Origin of the sequence: Actinomycetospora corticicola, assembly GCF_013409505.1 — a bacterium.
GTDB classification, from domain to species: Bacteria; Actinomycetota; Actinomycetes; order Mycobacteriales; family Pseudonocardiaceae; genus Actinomycetospora; species Actinomycetospora corticicola.
The window spans coordinates 83877-108335 of the sequence record NZ_JACCBN010000001.1 but is presented as its reverse complement, the minus strand read 5'-3'; the positions used below and the strand labels follow the sequence as shown (position 1 = coordinate 108335).

The window sequence follows — 24459 nt, the reverse complement described above, 5'->3', positions numbered from 1 at the left end:
TCCAGGGTAAACGTGCTCCTGAACCGTGCTGCGGGCACGGCCGAACGATCTGTCGTGACCGGCACCGAGCGCTTCGTCCGCTCCGGCGACCTGCGGATCTGCACCACGACGACGGGTGACGCCGCCGATCCGCCGGTGCTGCTGATCATGGGCCTCGGCCTGAGCTACGACTGGTGGCGCGAGGACTTCTGCGACGAGCTCGCCGCGCGCGGGCGCCGGGTCGTGCGCTTCGACAACCGCGACGTCGGGCGCTCGTCGCACCTCTCCGGGGCCGGCATCTCGGCCTGGGGCTTCCTGACGAGACGGGCGCGTCCGGTCTACTCGCTGGGCGACATGGCCGACGACGCCGCGGCCGTGATCGACGCCCACGGCGGGGCCGCCCACGTCGTCGGGGCCTCGCTCGGCGCGATGGTGGCCCAGGAGGTCGCGATCCGGCACCCCGGGCGCACGCTGTCGCTGACCTCGATCATGGGGCGGCCGGGCGACGGGCGGACCGGGAAGGTCTCGTGGCGTCGCGTGCCGGACTTCCTGCGCCCCGCCGCGGGCGACCCCGTCGAGGACATGGTCCGCGCCTTCCGCCGCATCGGCTCCGCGACCCGCACGGCCGAGGACGACGAGGACGTGCGCGTGACCATGCGGCGCGCGGCCGGCCGGGAGGCGACCGTCGCGCACGACGGGCAGGGCGGTGGCCGTCAGCTCGCGGCGTGCGTGGGCGAGCGGGACCGCACCGCGGACCTGCGCGCGCTGTCGGTGCCGGCGCTGGTGATCCACGGGGCCGACGACACCGTGATCCGTCCCAGCGGCGGCCGGGCGACCGCCGCCGCCATCCCCGGCGCCGAGCTCCTCGAGCTGCCGGGGATGGGTCACGACCTGGCGCGGGCCTCGTGGCCCGCCGTCGTGGACGGGATCGTGCGGGTGGGAGACGCAGCGGAGCGGAGCTCGACCGGGTAGGTCAGCCGAACCAGAGCTTGATCTCGCGCTCGGCCGACTCCGGCGAGTCCGAGCCGTGCACGATGTTCGACCCGGTCTCCAGCGCCAGGTCACCGCGCAGCGAGCCGGGCGTGGCCTTCTCCACCGGGTCCGTGCCACCGGCGATCTGCCGGAACGCGGCGATCGCGCGCGGGCCCTCGACGACCATCGCGGCCACCTTGCCCGAGGTGATGAACTCGATGAGTTCCCCGAAGAACGGGCGCTCGGCGTGCTCGGCGTAGTGCTGCTCGGCCACCGACCGCTCGACGTCCTTCAGCTCCAGCGCGACCAGCCGCAGGCCCTTGCGCTCGATGCGCGAGATGACCTCACCGACCAGTCCGCGCTGCACGCCGTCCGGCTTCACCAGCACCAGGGTGCGCTCGTCGGACACGGCGCTCCTCTCTGTTCACTCATCGACAGTCCGGTACGAGCCTACTGAGACCGTCGTCGCACACTCCGTCCGGCTCCGCCGCCGGCGGGAGGCGGAGCGTCAGGGGCATGCCGAGCCGTCGTGCCGGGTCCCACCGGTCGAACGAGCGGGTCACCCAACGGACGAGCTCGTCGGAGGTCACTCCCACGGCCGGCGTCACGACCTCCCACCCGATCGACCGGGCCCGGTCCCGGACCCCTGGTGCGACGGCGATCCCCGTGCGCGCCTCCGGCCACGCCAGTGCGAGCCGGGCCACGACGTCGCCCCGCGCGTCGAGGAGACACTGCTCGACGCGCGGCACGGGCACACCGCGTGCCAGGAGCCGCACACGTCGCCGCGAGGCGTCCTCGTCCGGGCTCCGGGGCTCGACCCACGCGAGGACCGGCTCGACCCTCCGCACGTCCCGATCCCCCGGATGTCGCGCGGCCAGCGCCCGGACCGCCGCCACCTCGAGACCCGTGACGCGTGCGAGGGCATCGACCAGGACGACGGCCTCGCCTCGTGGGAGCCATCTGGCGACGTCGTAGGCCGTTCTCGCTGGTGACGAGAGGCGCACCCCGCAGCGTTCGGTCACCTCGTCCGGTTCCGGCTCGCCGCGATACGAGCACAGCCATCGTGACCACGACGCCGCGGTCCACGGACACGCCCGCGAAGAGCGTGGTGAAGCGGCCGTCGACGAGGTGGTGACGGGTCAGAGCCCCGGACGCGACGAGGTCGGTATGACGGAACGGGCGACTGGTGTCCACATCCGCTCGGACTCCGCGGGGGCCGGGACGGTTCCCGCCCATCGGACGGCTAGGCATGTGATCGTGTCGAGTGCGACATCGGCGCTCGTCGCGCTCGGCATGATCATCTGCCTAGCGCGTCCGGCAGGGGATCCTCGGGGACACGCCGCTCGAACTCGTCCCGGTCGACGTCGTCGATCTCGACGGCGGTCCGCCGCATCCGGCGGACCTCACGCGTCTTGTCCCGCGAGCGCTGCGCGCGGCGGGCGCGGTTGTCGGAGCCCATCGGCCCACCCTCGCAGCTCACTGCGGGGCGAACCAGGCCTCCTGCCGACGAATCACCTCACGGCGCATCCAGAGCATCAGGCCCCAGACCAGGCAGAAGATCAGACCGAGCACGCCCAGGGAGGGCGACAGCACCCAGCCGAGCAGCATGACGACCTGCAGCCCGACCGCGAAGGGCAGCCCCCACGGCCTCAGGATCACGACGCAGCCGACGATCATCCCGACGGTCAGGACCACGACGAGCACCAGCTTCGCGGCGGTGATGCCGCCCTCGACGTAGTTCATCACCGGCAGCACCAGCGGCACCGCGATCGCCTCGAGCACGAGGCATGCCGAGGCCGGGCCGCGGAAGGCGCGGCGCGGGTCCGGGGGTCGGACCAGCTCCTCCGGGGCGTCGTCCGGGGTGCTCACGCGGGCTCCCGTCCGAGCAGCGTGCGGGCCTCGCCGGCCGCGACCACGGAGCCGATGACGAGGACCCCGCCGCCGGCGGCGGCCCCGTCGTCGGAGGTCTCCTCGGACATCGAGATCGCGGTCTCCAGGGCGGCGTCCATGCGCGTCTCGACCACGACCCGCTCGGAGCCGAAGCGGGCGACGGCGAGCGCGCCCAGCTGATCGGGGTCCATCGCACGGGGCGAGGACATCCCGGTCACGACGACCTCGTCGAAGATGGGCTCGAGGGCGGCGAGGATGCCGTCGGCGTCCTTGTCGGCCATGATCGCGACGACCCCGACGAGGCGGCGGAAGCTGAACTCGGCCTTCACCGCGGCGGCCGCGGCGGCCGCACCGTGCGGGTTGTGCGCGGCGTCGACGACGACCGTGGGCGCCGAGCGGAGCCGCTCGAGGCGTCCGGGCACGCGGACCGCCGCGAACGCGTCGCGCACCGCCTCGAGGTCGAGCCGGCGCGAGGAGCCGGCCCCGAAGAACGCCTCGACGGCGGCGAGGGCGAGCGCGGCGTTGCCGGCCTGGTGCTCGCCGAACAGCGGCAGGTAGATGTCGTCGTACTCGCCGCCGAGGCCCTGCAGGCGCAGCTGCTGCCCGCCCACCGCGACGGAGCGCTCCAGGACGCCGAACTCGACCCCGGACCGCGCGACCTCGGCGTCGACCTCGACGGCCCGCTCGAGGAGCACCTGGGCCACCTCGGGGGTCTGCTGGGCGAGCAGCGCCACCGACCCCGGCTTGATGATCCCGGCCTTCTCGCGCGCGATGTCGAGGATGTCCGACCCCAGGTACTCCTGGTGGTCGAGGCCGATCGGGGTGATCGCCGCGACCGCCGCGTCGGCGACGTTGGTGGCGTCCCAGGAGCCGCCGAGCCCGGTCTCGATCACGCCGACGTCGACCGGGGCGTCGGCGAACGCGGCGAAGGCCATGGCGGTGAGGACCTCGAACTTCGAGCAGTGCACCCCGTCGACGGCGTCGCGCGCCCGGTCGACCACCCCGACGTAGGGCGCGATCTCCTGCCACGTCTCCACGTAGCGCCGCGCCGAGATCGGCCGGCCGTCCAGCGCGATCCGCTCGGTGACCAGCTGCAGGTGCGGGCTCGTGTAGCGCCCGGTGCGCGGGCCGATCCGGGTGAGCAGCGCGTCGATCATGCGGGTCACCGAGGACTTGCCGTTCGTGCCCGCGACGTGGACGACGGGGTACGACCGCTGCGGCTCGCCGAGGACGTCGCAGAGAGCCCGGATGCGGTCCAGCGAGGGCGCGATCCGCGTCTCCGGCCACCGCCGGTCCAGCTCGGTCTCGACCTCGCGCAGCGCGGCGAGGTCCTCGGCCGTGTCGTGCTCGGCCGCCGGGACGGCCTCGTCGTCGGGACCGGTGCGGACCATGGCGTCCATCAGGGCGCCACCGCCCGGCGTCGTGTCGCCCCCCGCGGCTGCGAGGAACTGCGCGATCTCGTCCGGGTCGGTGTCGCCCGCGGCGTCCGCGTCGAAGGTGTGGGGCTCGTAGCGCATCGAACCCGATCCTACGACCCGCTCAGAACAGCGCCGGAATCTTGATCACCAGCTGGTACACCCCGTAGAGGAACGGGACCAGCACCCACAGCCACGCCAGCACCATCAACACCTGGCGGGACCCGCCCGTCGCCTGGCTCATCGTGCCGCCTCCTCACGCACCGGGGCCTCGGTGCCGACGTAGTGCTTCGGGTCGACCGGCTTGATGAGCTCGTTCGAGATGAACCCGACGACGAGCAGACCGATCATGATCATGAAGGACACGCTGTACTTGCCGGGCCCGGGGACGTCGCCCTGGGCGTCGACGATGGCGTTGACCACGAGCGGGCCGAGCACGCCCGCGGCCGACCACGCCGTCAGCAGACGTCCGTGGATGGCGCCGACCTGGTAGGTGCCGAAGAGGTCCTTCAGGTAGGCGGGCACCGTCGCGAACCCGGCGCCGTAGAACGACAGGATCAGCAGCGACGCGATGAGGAAGACGACCTTGTTGCCCTCGCCGAGCGTCAGGATGACGAGGTAGAGCAGCGCGCCGACGCCCAGGTACATCCGGTAGATGTTCTTGCGGCCGATGACGTCGGACGCGGAGGACCAGACGAACCGTCCGAGCATGTTCGCGAGCGACAGGATCGAGACGAAGGCCCCGGCGGCCGCCGCGATCTGCGTCGCGGGCCCGGTCTCGGCGAAGAAGTCGCGGTAGATCGGGTTCGCCCGCTCCAGCAGGCCGATGCCCGCGGTCACGTTGAAGCACAGCACGACCCAGAGGAACCAGAACTGCGGCAGCTTGATCGCCGTGGCCGCCGACACGGCGACCCGGGTGTCCGCGGCCTGCCTGGACTGCTGCGGCGGGTTCGGCGGGGTCCAGTCGTCGGCCGGCACGCGGATCAGCAGCCACCCCACCGACATGAAGATCGCGTAGCCGACCCCCATGAGCAGGAACGTCGTGCCGAGCCCGCCCGGGGTCGAACCGAACGCCGCCAGCAGGGCGGTCTCGATCGGCGCCGCGATGAGCGCGCCGCCGCCGAAGCCCATGATCGCGATGCCGGTCGCCATCCCGGGCCGGTCCGCGAACCACTTCATGAGCGTCGAGACCGGCGAGATGTAGCCGATGCCCAGCCCGATGCCGCCGAAGAAGCCGTAGCCGACGACGACCAGCCAGAACTGGGAGAGGAAGAGGCCCACCGCCGAGATCAGGAACCCGGCGGAGAAGAAGCACATCGACACGAACATCGCCCACCGCGGGCCGCGACGCTCGACCGTCGTGCCACCGAAGGCGGCGGACAGGCCGAGCATGACGATCGCGAGCTGGAACGGCAGCGCGGTCGCGGTGCCCGACAGCCCCAGCCCGTCACCCAGGCCGGTCTTGAGGTTGCTCCACGCGTAGGCCTGCCCGATGGACAGGTGCACGGCGAGGGCGGCCGGCGGCACGAGCCAGCGACTCCATCCCGGCGGTGCGACGATGGACGAACGGTCCAGGAATCCCAACGCGACCTCCACGGTGCGCAACCGAGTGTGATCGGTGTGTGACGAGCGTGTGACCGGAGCACTATCGCACCAGGGGGAGCAATCAGCCATTCGGGACGAAGGGTGTGGTCGGAGTGGGCAGGGTGACCGTCCGTCGACCCGTGGTGCGGGTCCGGGAGCGTGGGGTGTCCCGCCGCCCGGACGCGCTGGCCGCGGAGGAACCCCTCGAGATCCGCATCGAGGGGAAGCCGCTCGCGGTGACCATGCGGACGCCGGGCCACGACGTCGAGCTCGTCCACGGCTTCCTGCTGACCGAGGGCGTCATCACCTCGGCGGACGACATCGCCACGGCGCGCTACTGCGACTCGGTCGACGACACCGGCCGGAACACCTACAACGTCCTCGACCTCGCCCTCGCACCCGGCGTCGCGCCGCCGGACGACTCGGTGGAGCGCCGCTTCTACACGACCTCGAGCTGCGGGGTGTGTGGGAAGGCGTCGCTCGACGCCGTGCGCACCCGCACCGCCTTCTCCCCCGCCGACGACCCGGTGACCATCGACGCCGAGGTGCTCTTCGGCCTGCCCGACGCCCTGCGCGCCGCGCAGAAGGTGTTCGACTCGACGGGCGGGCTGCACGGCGCCGGGCTCTTCCGCGCCGACGGGACGCTGCTGGCGGTCCGCGAGGACGTGGGGCGGCACAACGCGGTGGACAAGGTCGTCGGGCACGCCCTGCTCTCCGGGTCGGTCCCCGCCGCCGGTACGGTGCTCATGGTCTCGGGACGGGCGTCGTTCGAGCTGACGCAGAAGGCCGTGATGGCCGGGATCCCCGCGCTGGCCGCGGTGTCCGCGCCGTCGTCGCTCGCCGCCGAGATGGCCGAGGACGCGGGCATGACCCTGGTCGGCTTCCTGCGTGGCCGGTCGATGAACATCTACGCCGGAGCATCGCGGGTGACCGGCATCGACGCCTGAAACCGGTAACGTCCTCCCGAGCCACGATCGATACCGCGTTCGGACGGTTTCGAAACATGAACGGGGGCACGACGTGTCGGGGCAGGGACGCCGGGTGAGCCGTCGAGGGCTCCTCCTCGGTGGCGGGGCGATCGTCGGCGCGGGTGCGCTGGCCGCCGGCGCCACCAGCCTCGCGGCCGCGGTGGAGACCCCCGCGCCGATCCCCCAGCGCGTCCCCGCCGCCCCCCGGCCCGCCCGCACCCCGGACGCGGTCTCGACGGTCGAGTGGGTGGCCTCGTCGGCGCGTCGACGCTCGGTGCGCCTCGTCATCACCTCCCCCGCCGGGGTGGACCGTCGTCCGCTGCCGGTCGCGGTCGGTCTGCACGGCCTCGGGGGCAACGCCCTCTGGTGGGGCGACCCCGGCATGCGGCGGGCCCTCGGCGTCGCGTGGGCCTCCGGGGTGCCGCCCTTCGCCATCGCGGCCCTCGACGGCGGGGACAACTACTGGCATCCCTTCCGTCCCACCGACGACCCGATGCGGATGCTGCTCGAGGAGCTGCCGGGCTGGCTCACGGCCCGTGGGATGGCGCGGCAGACGGGCGGCCTGCCGGTCCTCGCCTCCGGCGTCTCCATGGGCGGGGCCGGTGCCCTCATGTACGCCCGCGCCCGCGCGGACCGGCGGGTGCCGGTGAAGGCCGTGGCCGCGATGTCGCCCGGGCTGTTCACCGACTGGTCGGTCGCCGCCAAGCGCCCCTTCGCGGGCGTCGCCGACTGGGAGGCGAACGACCCGCTGCGCTTCTACCCCGAGCTCGCCGGCACCCCGACCGGCATGTGGTGCGGCGACCGCGACTCGTTCGCCCCGGCCGTCCGGCGCTACATCGACCTCGCCCGTCCGCAGTACTCGCGGATCAGCCCCGGGGCCCACACCGGCTCCTACTACGGCACCATCCTGCCGCAGGTCTTCGCGTTCCTGGGTCAGCACGTGGCGCCGACGAACCTGCCGGTCGCCCCGGTCTCCTCGTCGGCGACCTACCCGCACCTGTAGCGCCGGGCCCTCGCCCGCACCCGTCGTCGGGAACGCGAGAGTCACATCAGGCAGGGAATCCGGCCGCCCGGGCTGCCTGACGTGAACCTTGCGGCGCCTGCCCCAACCTGCTCGGCCGCGAGGTCGACAGGAGGCAGGTTCTCCGGCCCGCGCCCCTGCCTGGTGTCACCCCCGGCGGGCGGGGCACCACCCCGGAACGACGAACGGGCCGCCCGTCACCCGTCGAGGGTGACGAACGGCCCGTAGGTCAACGTGGATCAGGCCGACTTGTCGCGGCGCTCCCGGCGGGCCGGCTGACGGGGGACGATCGTCGGGTTGACGTTCTCCTTCACCGTCTGCTCCGTGACGACGACCTTGGCCACGTCGTCGCGGCTCGGGATGTCGTACATGACCGGGTTGAGGACCTCTTCCATGATGGCCCGCAGACCACGCGCGCCGGTGCCGCGCAGGATCGCCTGGTCGGCGATCGCCTCGAGGGCCTCGGGGTTGAACTCGAGCTCGACCCCGTCCATCTCGAAGAGCTTCTGGTACTGCTTCACCAGCGCGTTCCGCGGCTCGGTGAGGATTTGCACCAGGCTGGGCTGGTCGAGGTTCGACACCGAGGCCATGACCGGCACGCGACCGATGAACTCGGGGATCAGACCGAACTTGATGAGGTCCTCGGGCATGGTGTCGGCGAAGGACTCCGCGGACTCCATCTCGGCCTTGGAGCGGATGTCGGCGCCGAAGCCGAGCCCGCCCTTGCCGACCCGCTCGGCGATGATCTTCTCGAGGCCCGCGAACGCACCCGCCACGATGAACAGGACGTTCGTGGTGTCGATCTGGATGAACTCCTGGTGCGGGTGCTTGCGCCCGCCCTGCGGGGGCACGCTGGCCGTGGTGCCCTCGAGGATCTTCAGGAGCGCCTGCTGCACGCCCTCGCCGGAGACGTCGCGCGTGATCGACGGGTTCTCCGACTTCCGCGCGATCTTGTCGACCTCGTCGATGTAGATGATGCCGGTCTCGGCGCGCTTGACGTCGTAGTCCGCCGCCTGGATCAGCTTCAGCAGGATGTTCTCGACGTCCTCGCCGACGTAGCCGGCCTCGGTGAGGGCCGTGGCGTCGGCGATCGCGAAGGGCACGTTGAGCAGCTTCGCGAGCGTCTGCGCGAGGTAGGTCTTGCCGCAGCCCGTGGGGCCGAGCATGAGGATGTTCGACTTCGCGAGCTCGACGGTGTCGTCGCCCCGGCTGTTCTCCCGGTTCTTCTCCCCCGCCTGCACCCGCTTGTAGTGGTTGTAGACGGCGACCGAGAGGGTCTTCTTCGTGTCGTCCTGACCGATGACGTACTGGTCGAGGAACTCGTGGATCTCGGTCGGCTTGGGGAGCTCGTCGAGCTTGACCTCACCGGCCTCGGCGAGCTCCTCCTCGATGATCTCGTTGCAGAGGTCGATGCACTCGTCGCAGATGTACACGCCTGGACCGGCGATGAGCTTCTTGACCTGCTTCTGGCTCTTTCCGCAGAACGAGCACTTCAGCAGGTCCCCGCCGTCACCGATGCGTGCCATCGCAGCAGACCCCGTGTCCCATCCGGCGCACCCGGACGGTGCGCGCTGTCGTGATTGACCGTACCCGTCCACTCCGCCGCGGCGGGAGGCTTCGGGGTGCGGCGATCCTGCTGGTCGTGTGCCCTGCGGGGGCGGCGACGCGCCGTCCCGGAAGGGCGACGCGGTGGGCGGTCCGGGTGAGGACCGCCCACCGCGGATCGCTACCGGTTCGCCGAGAGCTTCCGGCTCGCGACGACGTCGTCGATGATCCCGTAGTCCTTGGCCTCGTCGGCCGTCAGGATCTTGTCGCGCTCGATGTCCGCGCGGACCTGCTCCGCGGTGCGGTGCGTGTGGTTCGCGAGGGTGGACTCGAGCAGCCGGCGCATGCGGGTGATCTCGTTGGCCTGGATCTCCAGGTCGGAGGCCTGCCCGTAGAAGCCCTCGGTGGCCGGCTGGTGGATCATGACGCGCGCGTTCGGCACGGCCAGGCGCTTGCCCGGGGCACCGGCGGCGAGCACGACCGCCGCGGCCGACGCGGCCTGCCCGAGACAGACCGTCGCGATGTCGGGCCGCACGTACTGCATGGTGTCGTAGATCGCCATGAGCGCCGTGAACGAGCCGCCCGGCGAGTTGATGTACATGGTGATGTCGCGGTCCGGGTCGTTGGACTCCAGGAACAGCAACTGCGCCATGACGTCGTTCGCGGACGCGTCGTCGATCTGCACCCCGAGGAAGATGATGCGTTCCTCGAAGAGCTTGTTGTAGGGGTTGGACTCCTTGACGCCGTAGCTCGTCCGCTCGACGAACGACGGGAGGATGTAGCGGGCCTCCGGCGACGCCGAGGCACGCCCACCCGGAACGTGAAGCTCACTCATGGTGCGTCTCCTCAGGCGCTGGTGCCGTTGCCGTTGCCGTTCGAGCTCGCGTCGCTCGCCCGGCTCACGACGTGGTCGATGAAGCCGTACTCCTTGGCCTCGTACGGGTCGAACCAGCGGTCGCGGTCGGAGTCGGCCGTGATCTGGTCGAAGCTCTGCCCGGTGTGCTCGGCGATGAGCTCGGCGAGCTGCCGCTTGAGCTTGCGCAGCGACTCCGCGCGGATCGTGATGTCGGTTTCCGTGCCGCCGAGGCCACCCGACGGCTGGTGCATCATGATCTGCGCGTGCGGGAGCGCGAAGCGCTTCCCGGGGGCGCCGGCCGAGAGCAGGAACTGCCCCATGGAGGCCGCGAGGCCCATGGCCACGGTGGAGACGTCGGGCTCGATCCACTGCATGGTGTCGTAGATCGCCATGCCCGCGGAGACGGAGCCGCCCGGCGAGTTGATGTAGAGCCGGATGTCCGACTTGGGGTCCTCCGCGGACAGCAGGAGGAGCTGCGCGGAGATCTGGTTCGCGATGGTGTCGTTGACCTCCTGGCCGAGAACGATGATCCGCTCCCGGAGAAGGCGCTCGTAGACCGAGTCGTTGAGCGTCATCGACCCGCCGGCGGAACGCATGACCGCCCCGGACGGGTCGGAGAGGTGCTGGCTCACCTGTCCCTGCTTTCCTTGGGTGTTGGGGGTACTTGACGCAGCGCTGCCATCGACCCTAACGATCGAGAGAGCCCCGATCGTCCGTCACGGGGCCGCGTTCGCTCAGAGCACACGGACCCGTGACGGGCGTCGGTCAGCTCTTGGCCGCGGCCTCGGTGTCGGTGGTGTCGGTCGCCTCGACGACGGCGTCCTCGTCCTGGTCGGAGCCCGACGCGACGGTGGCGGTCTCGTCGGCCACCTCCGCGGCGTCGGCCGCCTCCTCGCCCTCGGCCGGCGTCGCCGTGCCGAAGAGCTCGGAGAGGTCGACCGGCTCGCCGTCCGGGCCGAGCACGGTGGCGGCCTGCACGACCGAGGCCAGCGCCTTGCCGCGCCGCACGTCGGCGAAGATCGCGCCGAGCTGGTTGGCCTGCTGGGCCTGCTGGATGTACTCCTCGGGGCTGATGCCGAAGCGCTGCGCCTGCATGAAGATGCGCTCCATCAGCTCCTGCTGGTCGACCTGGACCTCGCCCTTCTCGGCGACCTCGTCCAGCAGCAGCTGCGTGCGCACGGCCTGCTCGGCCGCGGTGCGCAGCTCCGCGTCGAACTCCTCGCGGGTCTGGCCCTGGGACTCGACGTAGGCGGTGAGCTTGTCCTCGTCGTGGTCGAACTCGTGGACCGCCTCGTGGGCGCGGACCTCGACCTCGGAGTCGACGACGCCCTGCGGCGCCGGGATGTCGGCGGCCTCGAGGAGTGCCTCGAGGACCTTGTCCCGCGCCTGGCCGGCCTGCTCCATCTTCTTGACCCGGCCGTGCCGCTCGCGCAGGTCGGCCTTCAGCTCGTCGAGCGTGTCGAACTCGCTGGCGAGCTGGGCGAACTCGTCGTCGGCCTCGGGGAGCTGGCGCTCCTTGACCTGCGACACGGTGACGGTGACCTCGGCGTCCTCGCCGGCGTGGTCGCCCGCGACGAGCTTCGTGGTGAACGTCTTCTCGTCGCCCGCGGACATCCCCTCGAGGGCCTCGTCGAGCCCCTCGATGAGCTGGCCGGACCCGACCTGGTGGCTCATCCCGGAGGCCTGGGCCTCCTCGAGGGCCTCGCCGTCCACCGTCGCCGCGAGGTCGATGACCACGAAGTCGTCCTTCGCGGCCGGCCGCTGGACGCCGGTGAGGGTGCCGAAGCGCGCCTGCAGGCCCTTCAGCTGGTCGTCGACGTCCTCGTCGGTGACCTCGGCGGCGTCGACCGACACCGAGATGGTCGAGAAGTCGGGCAGGGTGATCTCGGGCCGGACGTCGACCTCGGCGGTGAAGGCGATCTTGTCGCCGTCGTCGATCGAGGTGACCTCGATCTCCGGCTGCCCCAGCGGGTTGAGCTCGGCCTCGCCGACCGCCTCGCCGTACTTCTGCGGGACGGCCGTGTTCACGACCTCCTCGAGCACGACACCGCGCCCGAGACGCTGGTCGAGGATGCGGGCGGGAGCCTTCCCCGGACGGAAGCCGGGGACGCGGACCTGCTGGGCGATCTTCTTGTACGCCTGGTCGAAGGTCGGCTTGAGCTCGTCGAACGGCACCTCGACGGCGAGACGGACGCGCGTCGGCGACAGGTGCTCGACGGTGGACTTCACAGCTCGTTCTCCTCCGGGCGGGACTTCTGCAGATCGCGACCGGGGGCGTACGGCGGTGACCCGTTCGGGCCTCGACGTCGACACCCGCCCGGGCGTTGGTCGCGAGTCTAGACGTGCCCCCCGACATCCTGCGGTGGCGGCCCTGACCAGCACGGATGCGACGGTCTGGGTCGTTAGGCTGCGGACATGACGGAGTTCGCCCTGGGGCTGGCCGCGCTGGGCCGTCCCACCTACGTCAACGTGGGCCGCGACGGCGTGCACCGCTCGGTCGACGAGCTGCGGGCACTCGCGCACGCCACCCTCGACGCCGCGTGGGCCGCGGGGATCCGCCGGTTCGACGTCGCCCGCTCCTACGGCCGGGCCGAGGAGTTCCTCGCGGGGTGGCTCGCGGCCGACCCCACCCGGCGTCGGAATGCCGTCGTCTCGAGCAAGTGGGGCTACCGCTACACCGCCGACTGGGACCCGGACGCCGAGGTCCACGAGGTCAAGGAGCACTCGCTGGAGCACTTCCGCACCCAGTGGGCGCAGACCCGCGAGGTGCTCGGCGTGCCCGACCTCTACCAGGTGCACTCGCTGACCACCGACTCGCCGCTGTTCGACGACGGGCCGCTGCAGCAGGCCCTCGCCGGGCTGCGCGCCGACGGGGTCCGCCTCGGCTTCTCGACGTCGGGCCCGGACCAGGCGGACGCGGTGCGCCGCGGCCTGGCCCTCGAGGTCGACGGCGCGCCGTTGTTCACCGCCGTGCAGTCGACGTGGAACCTGCTCGAGACCTCGGTCGGCCCGGCGCTCGCCGAGGCCCACGACGCCGGGGTGCTCGTGCTGGTGAAGGAGGGCGTCGCGAACGGGCGGCTCGTGGTCGACCCGCCCGCTCCGCTCGCCGCGGTCGCCGACGCCCACGACGTGGGGCCGGACGCGGTGGCGCTGGCCGCGATCGCCGCGCAGCCCTTCGTCGACGTCGTGCTCTCCGGCGCCGCGGACCCGGAGCAGCTGCGGTCGAACCTCGCGCCCGTGTCCCTGACCGACGCCGACCTCGCGGCGCTGGGCGACCTGGCCCGCCCGGCGGACGAGTACTGGACGGCGCGGCGCGCCATGGCCTGGGTGTAGCGGAGAAGTTCCGGCGTCGATGTCGGACCCGTCGGGCACACTCCGGACGTCCCAGTGATCACCGGGGAGGGATCCAGCGTTGCCCGGCATCGGCTCGTACGACTTCAGGAACGCCTACCGCCACGGGTTCGCCCGCGTCGCGGCCGCCACGCTGCGCACGTCGCTGGCCGATCCACCGGCGAACGCCGCGGCGGTCGTCGAGATGGCTCGGACCTGTCACGACGACGGGGCGGCGCTGGTCGTGTTCCCGGAGCTCACGCTCTCGGGCTACTCGATCGAGGACCTGCTGCTGCAGGACACGCTGCTCGACGCCGTGGAGTCCGCGCTCGGCAGCGTCGTCGAGGAGACCGCCGCGCTCACCCCGGTCCTCGTCGTCGGTGCCCCGCTGCGCCACCGGCACCGGATGTACAACTGCGCGGTCGTGCTCCACCGGGGCCGTGTGCTCGGCGTGGCGCCGAAGTCCTTCCTGCCGACCTACCGGGAGTTCTACGAGCGCCGTCAGGCCGCCGCGGGCGACGACCAGCGCGGCACGATCCGCCTGCTCGGCGCCGACGTGCCCTTCGGCCCGGATCTCCTCTTCGCGGCGACGGACCTGCCCGGGTTCGTGCTGCACGCCGAGATCTGCGAGGACATGTTCGTCCCGGTCCCGCCCAGCGCGGAGGCCGCGCTCGCGGGCGCCACCGTGCTCGCGAACCTCAGCGGCAGCCCGATCACGGTGGGGCGCGCGGAGGACCGCCAGCTCCTCGCGCGGTCCGCCTCCGCACGCTGCGCCGCGGCGTACGTCTACGCCGCCGCCGGGGAGGGCGAGTCGACCACCGACCTCGCGTGGGACGGCCAGACCTCGATCCACGAGTTCGGCCGGCTGCTCGCCGAGACGCAGCGCTTCCCCCAGGGTCAGCAGCACGCCGTCGCCGACGTCGACCTCGGGCTGCTGCGGTCCGAGCGGCTGCGCACGGGCACGTTCGACGACAACCGCCGGGCCCACGCGGACCGGCTGGCGGGCTGGCGCACGGTCGAGTTCACGCTCGATCCCGCGGACGGCGACCTCGGGCTCCGGCGGGAGGTCGAGCGGTTCCCGTTCGTCCCCGCCGACCCGTCGCGGCTCGAGCAGGACTGCTACGAGGCCTACTCGATCCAGGTGTCGGGTCTCGAGCAGCGACTCCGGGCCATCGGGCAGCCGAAGATCGTCATCGGGGTGTCCGGCGGGCTCGACTCCACCCACGCCCTCATCGTCGCCGCGCGGGCGCTGGACCGGGCGGACCGGCCGCGCAGCGACATTCTCGCCTTCACGCTGCCGGGCTTCGCCACCGGCGAGCGGACCAAGGGCAACGCGCAGCGGCTGTGCGAGGCCCTCGGTGTCTCGTTCACCGAGATCGACATCACCGAGACCGCGCGGCTGATGCTCGCGAACCTCGACCACCCGTTCTCCCAGGGCGAGCCGCAGTACGACGTCACCTTCGAGAACGTCCAGGCCGGCCTGCGCACCGACTACCTGTTCCGGGCGGCGAACCAGCGCGGCGGCATCGTGCTCGGCACGGGCGACCTCTCGGAGATCGCCCTCGGCTGGTCCACCTACGGCGTCGGCGACCAGATGTCGCACTACAACGTCAACGGCGGCGTGCCGAAGACCCTGATGCAGCACCTGATCCGCTGGGTCATCTCCTCGGGCCAGTTCGACGACGAGGTCGGCGAGGTCCTGCAGTCGGTGCTCGACACCGAGATCACCCCGGAACTGGTGCCCGCCACCGAGGACGCCCCGGTGCAGTCCAGCGAGCAGAAGATCGGCCCGTACAACCTGCAGGACTTCACGCTCTTCCAGATCCTGCGCCACGGGTCGCGGCCGTCCAAGGTCGCGTTCCTCGCCTGGCACGCCTGGCACGACGCCGAGGACGGGGACTGGCCGACCGGGTTCCCCGACGACGACCGGGTCGCCTACGACCTCCCGGAGATCCGGCACTGGCTGGAGGTCTTCGCCCAGCGCTTCTTCCAGTTCGCCCAGTTCAAGCGCTCCGCGGTGCCCAACGGCCCGAAGGTCTCAGCGGGCGGGTCGCTCTCGCCGCGCGGGGACTGGCGCGCGCCGTCGGACTCCTCCGCCCGCATCTGGCTGGACGAGATCGCGCGTGAGGTCCCGGAGGCATGGCCGCGCTGACCGGGACGCCGGTCGGGGTCGGGACACCCGGCGCGCGCATCGTCGCGCTCGACGTCCTCCGGGGCGTCGCCCTGTGCGGCATCCTCGTGATCAACATCTACCAGCAGCTCGTCTGGGTCCGCGGGACCGGCGAGCGAACGCTCCCGCTCGCCGTCCAGCTGATCTTCTTCGAGCGGTTCCTGACGATCTTCGCGCTGCTCTTCGGCGTCGGGTTCGGCCTCTTCCTCACCCGCGCTGCCGCCCGGACCCCGCGCCCGCGCGTGGTGCTCGTCCGGCGGCTGGTGGCCCTCGCCGCCATCGGGGCCCTCCACCAGTTCGTCCACCAGGGGGAGGTACTGCTCCCCTACGCCCTCGTCGGGCTGGCGGTCCTGCTGCCGCTGTCGGTCGCGGGCCGGTGGGAGTGCCTGGTCATCGGGGTCGCGGCGGTGCTCGTCCTGCCCCAGATCGAGGAGTCCTTCGGGCTGATCGTCGGACTGCTGATCCTCGGCTTCGCCCTCGCGCGGGTGGGCGTCGCCGAGCATCTCACCGACCGTCCGGGACGGGTCGCCGTCGTCGGTGCGGTCGCCGGGGCGCTGACCGTCGCCTGGGTGGTCCTCGCGCTGACCGGCGCCCGACTCCCCCGGGTCAACCTCGTCGGGGGCGGGCTCGGCGGGACCCAGGACCTGCTCCCGTCGCTGGCCGCCGTCGCCACCGCGATCACGCTCTGCTGCGCCGTGCTCCTGCTCCTGCACACCCCGGTGGGACCCGTCCTGACCGACGTGTTCGCCCCGATGGGCCGCATGGCGCTGACCAACTACCTCGCCGCGACGGTGCTGTTCCTGGCGCTCGGGCCGCTGCTCGGGATCGACTCGACCGCGGACGCCCCGGCGATCGCGGCGCTCACGGTCGGCATCCTCGTCGTCCAGATCGTCTGGAGCCGCCTCTGGCTGCGCGCCTTCACCCACGGCCCGGTCGAGTGGGGCTGGCGCTGCGTCACCTGGGGACGTCGCGCGCCGCTGCGGCGGGGCGCAGCGGGCGCGACGTAGCCGCTCGCACGTCCTACTGGCGCTGCGCGAGCCCCTTCAGGCACCACGAGCCCTGCGCCTGGCCCAGGACGATCTCCGAGGGCAGCGTCTGGGTCTGGCCCTGGTAGCTCAGCGTGAGGTCGACCGGCGTCCGAGCCTCGGTGTCGATGACCGTGGTGGTCGGACCCGAGGGCTTCACCGAGCCGATGAGCTGCAGCACCTGCGGGGACAGCTGCGCCACGGAGTTGCCGTCGGGGCCCTTGCAGGAGAGCTGCTCGAGGCCGGGCGCGTCCTTCGCCGCGAGGGCGGTGACGACCTGGTTCGCGGTGTCGTCGGGGCTGCCGGGCCCGCCGAGGTAGCCCGGGTAGACGAAGGCGCCGAGCAGGAGCGCGACGATCGCGCCGAGCACGAGCCCGCCCGCCGTCCCGAACGCGAGGCCCTTGCGGAGCTCGCGCTTGTACGCCTTGTCCTCGGCGTCGGCCCAGTCGTCCTCGCCGGCCTCGGGCGCGCTGTGGCGACCCTCGTCGGCGCTGTCCTGCTCGCCGGGCAGGGTCGCCGCGGCGACGGTGTCGCCGGGCTGCGGGTCCTCGGCATTCCCGACGGCGGGTGCGGTCGCGTCCTCGCCGTCGGTGCGCTCCGGGTCCGTGACCTCGCGCGTCGTGTCCGTCGGCTCCGGCGTCGGGTCCGTGGCCTCGGTGGCCTCGGTGGCCTCCGGCGTCGTCGAGGTGCGCTCGACCTCCGCGTCCGGCTCGCCGACGCTCGTGCGTCCCTCGGTCATCGCGGGTCCCTGCTCCTCTTCGTCGCGGAGGTCGGCACGAACGTGTGCCGCCGCCGCGACCATGCCTCATGCGCTCGGTCGCGTTCCCGGTGGGGTGGCTCCCCCTACTGTGACGAGCCGTGAGCGCCCCGGACCCGAAGACGACGCTGCAGCGGTACCTGACCCAGGCGCGGGACGCCGTCGTCTGGAAGCTGGAGGGGCTCGGCGAGTACGACGTCCGGCGGCCCCTCACCCCGACCGGCACCAACCTGCTCGGGCTGGTCAAGCACCTCGCGATCGTCGAGTCCGGCTACCTCGGCGAGGTGTTCGACCGGCCGTTCGCGGAGACCGTCGGCTGGTTCGAGGCGCACCCGGAGCCGGAGGCCGACCTGTGGGTCCCGGCCGGCGAGGCCCGCGAGGACGTCGTCGGGCTCTACGCGCGCGTGGCCGAGCACTCCGACGCGACCATCGACGCGTTGGACCTCGACGCCGAGGGCCGGGTCCCGCACTGGCCGGACGAACGGGCCACCGTCACGCTGCACCAGATCCTGGTGCACATGATCGCCGAGACGAACCGCCACGGCGGCCACGCCGACGTCGCCCGCGAGCTCGTGGACGGCGCGGTGGGCCTACGTCGGGACAACGACAACCTGGGCCTCGCGGCCGCCGCGCAGCGGCAGGGTCACGTGGCGCGGCTGGAGCGCAGTGCGCTGCGCGCCCGTGAGCACCCGCCGTCGTCCTAGCCACGGGCTCACGGGCGCAGGCGTGCCTCGAGCTCCGACTCGTCGGCGACGAACCACAGGTCACGGCCCCGGTTCGCCTCGCGGGTCCAGTCCGCGACGGGGCCGGCCGTCGTCGCGGGCTCCCCCACGACGACGAGCCGCACCCCGTACTGCGCGAACTTCTGCGTGATCGCGCCCGCGATCCCGGTGCGCAGCGCGAAGAAGTCCGGGGCGAGCCGGGCCACGGGCACGACCACCGTGTGCGCGCCCAGCCCGAACGCGTGGCCCAGGACGTCGAGCGCCGCGCGCTCGCCGTCGAGCAGCGGCCCGTCGTCGGGAAGGGTCAGCACGTTGTCCACGGGCGTCGATCCCAGCCCCGGACCGGCTGCGCGGCAACCGGTTTCCACGCTCCTGGCGGAGCCTCCCGCCCCTCTGCCTTCCCGACGACGGGTGCCGGGCGCGGCCTCCGTCGTCAGGGTCGGGGCAGCAGCCGCGGGGTGGTGGCCGCGTACTCGGCGTAGCCGGGGAGCTCCCGGCGCAGGAGGGCGTCCTCGGCGTCCATCCGGTGGCGGTACGCCGTGCCGACCGCGACGAGCGTCAGTGCCGGCGCCAGGAGGTTCCGCGCGCTCACCGCCGCCCCGAGCCAGAGCAGCAGCACGCTCGCGTACCCCGGGTGCCGGACGTACCGGTAGGGGCCGATGCGCACGACGGACTGGTCGGGCACCACCCGCAGCGTGTGGGCGTAGTGGCCCTGCAGGGTGCGCATCGCCCACACCCGCAGCCCGAAGCCGCCGAGCTGCGTGGCGATGCCGACGGGACCGCACCAGCGGGGCAGCCGGACCCCGTCGGCGAGCAGCGGGCTCACGGCGATCGCGCCGGCGGAGAAGAAGTACGCGCGCGTCAGCTCACCGATGCCGACCTGGTTCTCCGGCGCACCGGCGTCGTCCGAGGTCACCGGAGGGCGGAGCCGCTCCATCGCCCACATCCCGGCGAAGGCACCGCCGGCCCCGAGGCCGGCCCGGAGAAGGTCGGCGAACGTCCGGCGCACAGCCCGGAGCGTAGGCGTGGCTGACAGTGTCGTGGTCGGGGTGGCGGGATTCGAACCCACGGCCCCTCGCTCCCAAAGTGCCGGTTCCGGGCGCTCATCGGTCTGAGACCGTCCGGCGAGAAGGGCGCGAGGAGCAGCCGGACCAGCTCGCACGGGCTTGGTTGGTACAGCACTGGTGCAGTTCTGGTGCACCGAGTGCGACCGCTACCCGCCTACGACCGGGTTGATCACCTGCTCGCGATAACGCTGGAGCTTGTAGCCCTGGTCCGGGCAGCTCTTGTTGACCACGCCCTCGGCCTGCAGCTCGTTCGCGACGTAATCGTGGCCCGGAGCAACATCGTCGACGACCTGCGCGATCGCGGTGATGTCGTTCGCTCCCTGGAGGTCCGAACAGACCTTGGGCGGCGGCTCCGACCCGCAGGCCGAGGCGGTCGCAGCGATGAACAGGACAGCAAGCAGCAGACGCATGTAGTTCCCCCCGTGGTCAATCGGATTCGACTCGCATCGAGGTCGATATCCGACGTTCTGGGTCTTCCAACGAGGTGTGCCCTCGACCGTTCCGCACGGGACCGCTTCGGGGTCTCTCCCTCGGCGGCGCGGGCTCTGCCCTGCCGGGCCGGTCGTGCGGGTGCAAGCGCCCACGTGCCTCGGGGCTGGCGGACGGCTGCCTGGTGGGCGCTTGCGGCTGTGCGGGCGGTCTGGCAGCCCTGGGGCGCGTCGTCGTGGGTGAGACCCCGTCCCGACCACCACCTCCCCCTGGTGCCGGGCCTGCTCGAGCTCGTCGCCGTCTCTCCTGAGGCCGGTGTCCTGGTCCAGGGCGGAGCGCCTGGCCGCCGGAGGCACCCCCAGCTCCCAATGGCACTCCCCCGCGCGGTGGTGGTCGTCGCTGCGTCTGCCGTGCGGGTGTCCGGACCGCGGGGTGGGCGCGCGCCCCGGGTCGAAGACAGGAGGGGTGGCGTGCCCGGCCCGCAGGGGCCGGGCACCCCCGGCGCGCCAGCGCCGGCCCACGTTCGTGCTGGTGATGCCCGGTGAGCGGGGCGCCTCTCGGTAAAGGGGTAACAACTCTTCGCCCCGACCGCCGACACCTCGCCGAGCAGGTCACGCCGGACAAGCTGGTGCAGGCCCAGTCGGCCCGGGCGTCACGGTGGGAGCGCCGCCGGTCGTTGCGCCGGTTCACGGGCTTGAGGCGCATCCGCACCTGCGGGCTGTCGACCACCAGCGAGTCCGGCGCGACTCTCGGCGTGGTCACAGGTTCGGGCGGTAGGCGGTCGGCGGCCTACGGCGGTCTGACGACCTGCGGATCGGTGTGGGCCTGCCCGGTGTGCGCCGCCAAGATCGCGGCCCGGCGCGCGGACGACCTGGCCACGGTTATGCGGACCGTGGACGATCTCGGCGGCTCGGCGTTCCTGCTGACGCTGACGATGCGCCACGTGCGCGGGGACCGCCTCGGACTGACCCGCACCGAACGCTCCCGGCGCAAGGAGTTGGAGGACCGCGTCTGGTCCCGCTCGATCGCGCGTCGCAACGGCTGGGACGTCGATGTCGACCAGGCCGCGTCCGACGACGACGAACTCGCGGCGCTCGTCGCCTCGGAGGGCTGCTGGGACGTCTTGTCCTACGCCTGGCGCTCGGTCACCTCGGGCGCGGGCTGGCAGGCCGACTCCGAGCGATTCGGGGGCCTGCTCGGCTGGGCCCGCGCCGTGGAGGTCACCCACGGCGTCAACGGGTGGCACGTCCACATTCATGTCCTGCTCTGCTTCCGCGAGCAGGTCTCCGCCGACCTCGCCCGCGCCGCCCTGGGTCCGCGGGTGTTCGGGCGCTGGTCCCGGGCCCTGGGTCGGCGTGGGTTCTCCGCCTCACCCGAGCACGGGTGGGACCTGCGTCGGGCGCAGCTCGGCGACGGCGACCTCGCCGACTACTTCACCAAGATGGCCCACGAGGTCACCTCCGGGCACCGCAAGGAGGGCCACCGCCACGGCGGGCGGACCCCGATGCAGCTACTCGGGGACACCGTGGAGACCTACGAGGCCGGCGACATGGCCCGCTGGTGGGAGTGGGAGTCCGCCTCCGACGGCCGCCGCCAGCTCACCTGGTCCACCGGCCGCCGAGACCTACGGGCGCTGGCCGGGCTCGGCAGGGAGGCCACCGACGAGGAGATCGCCGCCGAGGACCAGGACGCCGACGAGCGCATCGCCCTGCCCCGCGAGACCTGGACCCGGATCACCGCCCAGCGACAGGAGACCGAGCTTCTCGCCGCCGCTGAACACGACGGGCTCGACGGCGCTCGCACCTGGCTCACCAGCCGGGGGTTGAGGTGGTTCGTCGCAACCCCAGGGGACGGTCCACCGAGCGCGGTCATCCAGCCCTACGGGTGGCGCGACGACGCCCGGGGCGTACTCCGACGACCCTGATTAAGCGTGGACGCGGTGTCAGCAGCAGTGCTCGCCGCGCCATGCCGTCCGCCCCTCCTTGATCGCTACGGCGGCGATGACGAGTGCGACGACCGGGTCGGCCCAGCTCCAGCCGAAGAGTGCGTTGAGGACGAGACCGAGCAGCAGCACCGCGGAGAGGTAGGTGCACAGCAACGTCTGCCTGCTGTCGGCGACCGCGGAGTTCGAGCCGAGTTCGCGGCCCGCGCGGCGCTGCGCAGCGGACAGGAACGGCATGATCACCAGGCTCAGCGCGGCCAGGACGATGCCGACGGTCGAGGGCTCAGGGTCGCCGGCGCCGGCGCCGAGCAGAGTGCGCACCGACTCGACGGTCACGTAGGCCGCCAGCGCGAAGAACGAGAACGCGATGACCCGCAGCGCCACCCGCTCGCGCGCCTCGGGGTCTCGGCCGGCGAACTGCCAGGCCACCGCAGTCGCCGATGCGACCTCGATGACGGAGTCCAGGCCGAAGCCGATCAGCGCCGACGACGACGCCACAGTGCCCGCCGAAATGGCGACGACCGCCTCGATCACGTTGTAGGTGATCGTCGCGGCGACCAGCAGCCGCACGCGTCGGGCGAGGACGGCCCGCCGCTCCTGGTCGACCGCAGTTTGCTGCACAAACTCGGTGCAACACGGCTTCTCGCAGGCGGCGACCGGGGCCAGCGGCAGCGACCGAGGGGAGGACTCGTCGGTGCTCATGCCAGGGCGTCCGCCTCGTCGAGGCACGCGTCGGTAATCGAGACGGCGAGCACGACCCGTGCGAGTTCTCGGAGCGCCGAAGCGAGGTGGGGGTCGGCGAGGTCGTAGCGGGTCTGTCGGCCTTCCACGGAGGCCACCACCAGCCCGCACCCGCGGAGGCAGGCGAGGTGGTTCGACACGTTCGATCGGGAGAGCCCGAGGTCGACGGCGAGCCGGGCGGGATAGGTGGGCCCGTCGAGCAGAGCCACCAGCAGGCGGCATCGCGTTGGGTCGGCCAGAGCCCGACCGACCCGCGCAAGTGCGGCCTCACGCGTCTCACTAGTCAGCACAGGCTGAACTGTACAGCCGTCCGTGACTAATCGGGGCCCACAGAGGGAACGTGCAGGTCGATCTCGATCGAACATGTGTTCTATCGTGATTCGGTGCGCCCCATGTCCGCCCGAGCCCGAGCCGTACGTCGAGCCGAGGGCGAACGCCTCCGACGCTCCGCTGCCGTGCTGCGTGATGGCGAGCCACTGAGCCCTGCGTGCCGCGCGGCTCTAGCCGACCTGCTCGACCACCTCGGCGGGCCCGCAGCTGAGGTCGCGCTCACGACGATCTTCGATGCCGCCGTGCGGGCTGGACAGTGCATCTGGGAGCCGCATCGGTCGAAGGCGACAGACATCCCGCCGCCTACCGTGGGGGGCGGCGAGCCGAGCTCGGGAGCCAATCGGAGTACACGATGAAACGGCGCTTCGTGGGCTCACGCAGCACCGGCAGAGCGTGGTGCCAGGCGTTGCGCCTCCCCTTGACGCCGGGGCGTCAGGACAGGGGGGTTGCGTGCCCGGCCAGGCCCCAGCCGGTGAACACCTGCCCGTAGGTACGGCCGAACCAGTCTGCGGCGACGCTGAACTGGTGCGACCGGGCGACCTACGACTCGACTGAGCCGACGAGCGAGTACACCTTGCCGCCCTCTTCGAGGTAACTGAGGGCCCCGTCGTCCTCTGGCGCCCTCGCAATAACGCTTCGCAGGAGATTTCGAGGGACGCGACATTCCGCCGCGAGGTCATGCTCCGTACGTCCTGAACTCAATAAAAGTGATGACGCCGCCGGCAGAAGCGAGGGCTGCTCCACCTGCGCAGTCCTGCCAGGCTCCTGCCGCCGCCAGCCTTGATTGGAGATGTAGACCATCGCGGTTCGGTGGGCCGAATCAGTCAATACGCCCAGAGACTTAGAACGATAAAGGAGTGCTTGGAGACTCACCTTCCACTCCTCCTTGAGGGAAAGCATTCTAGGCCAGCTCACCTTAACGGGAAGCAAAGGCTTGATAGATGATTCAGGCATCAAGAACTCTGACGCAAACCTGTTGGCTTGCGATTCGGCGATCTTACTTCCTGGCTCTGCGTCGCTATGCATGATGAGATGTCCCAGCTCATGAGCTACGTCAAAACGCTGGCGATAGTAATCCCTTTTGGCTGGGTTCAGCACAACCACAGGACGACCAAACGAACCAAAAGAGTAAGCGTCGACACTGGCAACTTGGGGCGGACTGAAAACTACAACAACGCCGTTGCCCTCCAATAGTCTAACAAGGTGCGGCGCGGGACCTGAGCCGAGCCGCCACTGCTCCCGCAGAATCCGTGCGCAGTCCTCTGGCGTTGTACCAGCAGCATCTTCTTCGTCCAACGCAACAGGCTCATCGAGCAGATTGAGAGCCGGGAACTCGACATGCCTTTCGAGTGTTTCAGCCACGTCCGCGGCTACAAGGCCATATGCTCGTGCCTGATCGCGGGCTGCCTGCGTCGTTGCTCGCAGAGAGCGAAAATGAGGAGGCCCGCCCGAAAGTCGCGAGCCTCCTCCGGCTGAGAAGAAGTCAGGGTCGACCCCTAGCGCAAGAGACAGCTGACCAACCGCATCGGGTGACGGCCGCTTGGTCCCGTTCTCGTACGCGGCGACCGCCGTAGGAGTCCTGCCGACCATTTCCGCGAGCTTGTTCTTGCGCAGGCCGGCGAGGTGACGAGCAAGCGTAAGTCGCTCACCGTCAAAAACGCGTGCCACGTCAGCCAACTTCATGGGGGCACCTTACCGTCCTTGCTTGTACGGCGC

General features: G+C 71.6%; 25 protein-coding genes. 8 read left to right on the top strand and 17 right to left on the bottom strand.

Annotated features, from left to right (window positions below; translation table 11 throughout):
• Positions 1–54 precede the first annotated feature (54 nt).
• Complete coding sequence (locus tag BJ983_RS00485; protein ID WP_179791997.1) at positions 55–951, top strand: alpha/beta fold hydrolase; 897 nt, start codon at positions 55–57, stop codon at positions 949–951.
• Between the two features lies 1 nt (position 952).
• Here the strand turns inward: BJ983_RS00485 and ndk are convergent, their stop codons facing one another.
• From ndk to BJ983_RS00460, 6 genes are all read right to left on the bottom strand, one after another.
• Entirely contained in the window at positions 953–1360 is a 408-nt protein-coding gene (ndk, locus tag BJ983_RS00480) for a nucleoside-diphosphate kinase (RefSeq protein WP_179791996.1), read from the bottom strand.
• A gap of 888 nt (positions 1361–2248) precedes the next feature.
• A complete protein-coding gene (locus BJ983_RS00475; protein WP_179791995.1) occupies positions 2249–2410 on the bottom strand; it encodes a hypothetical protein in 162 nt (53 codons plus the stop codon).
• Between the two features lie 17 nt (positions 2411–2427).
• Positions 2428–2820: a DUF4233 domain-containing protein gene (locus BJ983_RS00470; RefSeq protein ID WP_179791994.1), complete on the bottom strand. Its 393-nt coding sequence runs from the start codon at positions 2818–2820 to the stop codon at positions 2428–2430.
• Complete coding sequence (gene folC / locus BJ983_RS00465; RefSeq protein ID WP_281376242.1) at positions 2817–4358, bottom strand: bifunctional tetrahydrofolate synthase/dihydrofolate synthase; 1542 nt, start codon at positions 4356–4358, stop codon at positions 2817–2819. Before folC ends, BJ983_RS00470 begins: the two co-directional genes overlap by 4 nt.
• 22 nt (positions 4359–4380) lie before the next feature.
• Positions 4381–4500: an MFS transporter small subunit gene (locus BJ983_RS32630; RefSeq protein ID WP_425484726.1), complete on the bottom strand. Its 120-nt coding sequence runs from the start codon at positions 4498–4500 to the stop codon at positions 4381–4383.
• On the bottom strand, positions 4497–5852 hold the full coding sequence (locus tag BJ983_RS00460) for an OFA family MFS transporter (RefSeq protein ID WP_343053568.1): 1356 nt from the start codon (positions 5850–5852) through the stop codon (positions 4497–4499). Before BJ983_RS00460 ends, BJ983_RS32630 begins: the two co-directional genes overlap by 4 nt.
• Positions 5853–5953: 101 nt before the next feature.
• Here BJ983_RS00460 and fdhD point away from each other — a divergent pair, with 101 nt between their 5' ends.
• Positions 5954–6787 (top strand): formate dehydrogenase accessory sulfurtransferase FdhD, encoded by an 834-nt coding sequence (fdhD, locus tag BJ983_RS00455; RefSeq protein WP_179791992.1) that lies wholly within the window; start codon positions 5954–5956, stop codon positions 6785–6787.
• Positions 6788–6881: 94 nt separating this feature from the next.
• Positions 6882–7811 carry an alpha/beta hydrolase-fold protein gene (locus BJ983_RS00450; RefSeq protein WP_179791991.1) on the top strand — a complete coding sequence of 310 codons (930 nt, stop codon included), beginning with the start codon at positions 6882–6884 and terminating at the stop codon, positions 7809–7811.
• A gap of 257 nt (positions 7812–8068) precedes the next feature.
• Here BJ983_RS00450 and clpX read toward each other — a convergent pair whose 3' ends face one another.
• The 4 genes from clpX to tig all read right to left on the bottom strand — a co-directional run bounded on the left by clpX (position 8069) and on the right by tig (position 12459).
• Positions 8069–9355: an ATP-dependent Clp protease ATP-binding subunit ClpX gene (gene clpX, locus BJ983_RS00445; RefSeq protein WP_179791990.1), complete on the bottom strand. Its 1287-nt coding sequence runs from the start codon at positions 9353–9355 to the stop codon at positions 8069–8071.
• 200 nt (positions 9356–9555) lie between these two features.
• Positions 9556–10209: an ATP-dependent Clp protease proteolytic subunit gene (locus tag BJ983_RS00440; RefSeq protein WP_179791989.1), complete on the bottom strand. Its 654-nt coding sequence runs from the start codon at positions 10207–10209 to the stop codon at positions 9556–9558.
• Positions 10210–10220: 11 nt separating this feature from the next.
• Complete coding sequence (locus BJ983_RS00435; RefSeq protein ID WP_179797218.1) at positions 10221–10826, bottom strand: ATP-dependent Clp protease proteolytic subunit; 606 nt, start codon at positions 10824–10826, stop codon at positions 10221–10223.
• Between the two features lie 169 nt (positions 10827–10995).
• Entirely contained in the window at positions 10996–12459 is a 1464-nt protein-coding gene (gene tig / locus BJ983_RS00430) for a trigger factor (protein WP_179791988.1), read from the bottom strand.
• Between the two features lie 186 nt (positions 12460–12645).
• Here tig and BJ983_RS00425 point away from each other — a divergent pair, with 186 nt between their 5' ends.
• From BJ983_RS00425 to BJ983_RS00415, 3 genes are all read left to right on the top strand, one after another.
• Entirely contained in the window at positions 12646–13563 is a 918-nt protein-coding gene (locus BJ983_RS00425) for an aldo/keto reductase (protein ID WP_179791987.1), read from the top strand.
• A 79-nt stretch (positions 13564–13642) separates the two neighbouring features.
• Positions 13643–15712 (top strand): NAD(+) synthase, encoded by a 2070-nt coding sequence (locus BJ983_RS00420; RefSeq protein ID WP_218890030.1) that lies wholly within the window; start codon positions 13643–13645, stop codon positions 15710–15712.
• Positions 15700–16737 carry a DUF418 domain-containing protein gene (locus BJ983_RS00415; protein WP_179791986.1) on the top strand — a complete coding sequence of 346 codons (1038 nt, stop codon included), beginning with the start codon at positions 15700–15702 and terminating at the stop codon, positions 16735–16737. Before BJ983_RS00420 ends, BJ983_RS00415 begins: the two co-directional genes overlap by 13 nt.
• 13 nt (positions 16738–16750) lie before the next feature.
• On the opposite strand, the gene BJ983_RS00410 is transcribed toward BJ983_RS00415, so the two are convergent.
• Entirely contained in the window at positions 16751–17494 is a 744-nt protein-coding gene (locus tag BJ983_RS00410; RefSeq protein WP_179791985.1) for a hypothetical protein, read from the bottom strand.
• 119 nt (positions 17495–17613) lie between these two features.
• Here BJ983_RS00410 and BJ983_RS00405 point away from each other — a divergent pair, with 119 nt between their 5' ends.
• The gene (locus BJ983_RS00405; protein ID WP_179791984.1) at positions 17614–18216 is read left to right on the top strand and encodes a mycothiol transferase; all 603 of its coding nucleotides are present in this window, start codon (positions 17614–17616) and stop codon (positions 18214–18216) included.
• Positions 18217–18224: 8 nt separating this feature from the next.
• Here the strand turns inward: BJ983_RS00405 and BJ983_RS00400 are convergent, their stop codons facing one another.
• From BJ983_RS00400 to BJ983_RS00390, 3 genes are all read right to left on the bottom strand, one after another.
• Entirely contained in the window at positions 18225–18554 is a 330-nt protein-coding gene (locus BJ983_RS00400; RefSeq protein ID WP_179791983.1) for a DUF4180 domain-containing protein, read from the bottom strand.
• Between the two features lie 113 nt (positions 18555–18667).
• Complete coding sequence (locus BJ983_RS31400) at positions 18668–19243, bottom strand: isoprenylcysteine carboxylmethyltransferase family protein (protein ID WP_179791982.1); 576 nt, start codon at positions 19241–19243, stop codon at positions 18668–18670.
• A gap of 204 nt (positions 19244–19447) precedes the next feature.
• Positions 19448–19711 (bottom strand): hypothetical protein, encoded by a 264-nt coding sequence (locus BJ983_RS00390; RefSeq protein ID WP_179791981.1) that lies wholly within the window; start codon positions 19709–19711, stop codon positions 19448–19450.
• A gap of 560 nt (positions 19712–20271) precedes the next feature.
• On the opposite strand from BJ983_RS00390, the gene BJ983_RS00385 reads away from it, so the two are divergent.
• Positions 20272–21654 (top strand): rep family protein, encoded by a 1383-nt coding sequence (locus tag BJ983_RS00385; RefSeq protein WP_179791980.1) that lies wholly within the window; start codon positions 20272–20274, stop codon positions 21652–21654.
• A gap of 18 nt (positions 21655–21672) precedes the next feature.
• Here the strand turns inward: BJ983_RS00385 and BJ983_RS00380 are convergent, their stop codons facing one another.
• The 3 genes from BJ983_RS00380 to BJ983_RS00370 all read right to left on the bottom strand — a co-directional run bounded on the left by BJ983_RS00380 (position 21673) and on the right by BJ983_RS00370 (position 24426).
• The gene (locus BJ983_RS00380; protein ID WP_179791979.1) at positions 21673–22374 is read right to left on the bottom strand and encodes a cation efflux transmembrane domain-containing protein; all 702 of its coding nucleotides are present in this window, start codon (positions 22372–22374) and stop codon (positions 21673–21675) included.
• Positions 22371–22703, bottom strand: coding sequence for a Cd(II)/Pb(II)-sensing metalloregulatory transcriptional regulator CmtR (gene cmtR, locus BJ983_RS00375; protein ID WP_179791978.1), 333 nt, complete (start codon positions 22701–22703; stop codon positions 22371–22373). Before cmtR ends, BJ983_RS00380 begins: the two co-directional genes overlap by 4 nt.
• Positions 22704–23283: 580 nt before the next feature.
• Entirely contained in the window at positions 23284–24426 is a 1143-nt protein-coding gene (locus BJ983_RS00370) for a helix-turn-helix domain-containing protein (protein ID WP_218890026.1), read from the bottom strand.
• Positions 24427–24459 lie beyond the last annotated feature (33 nt).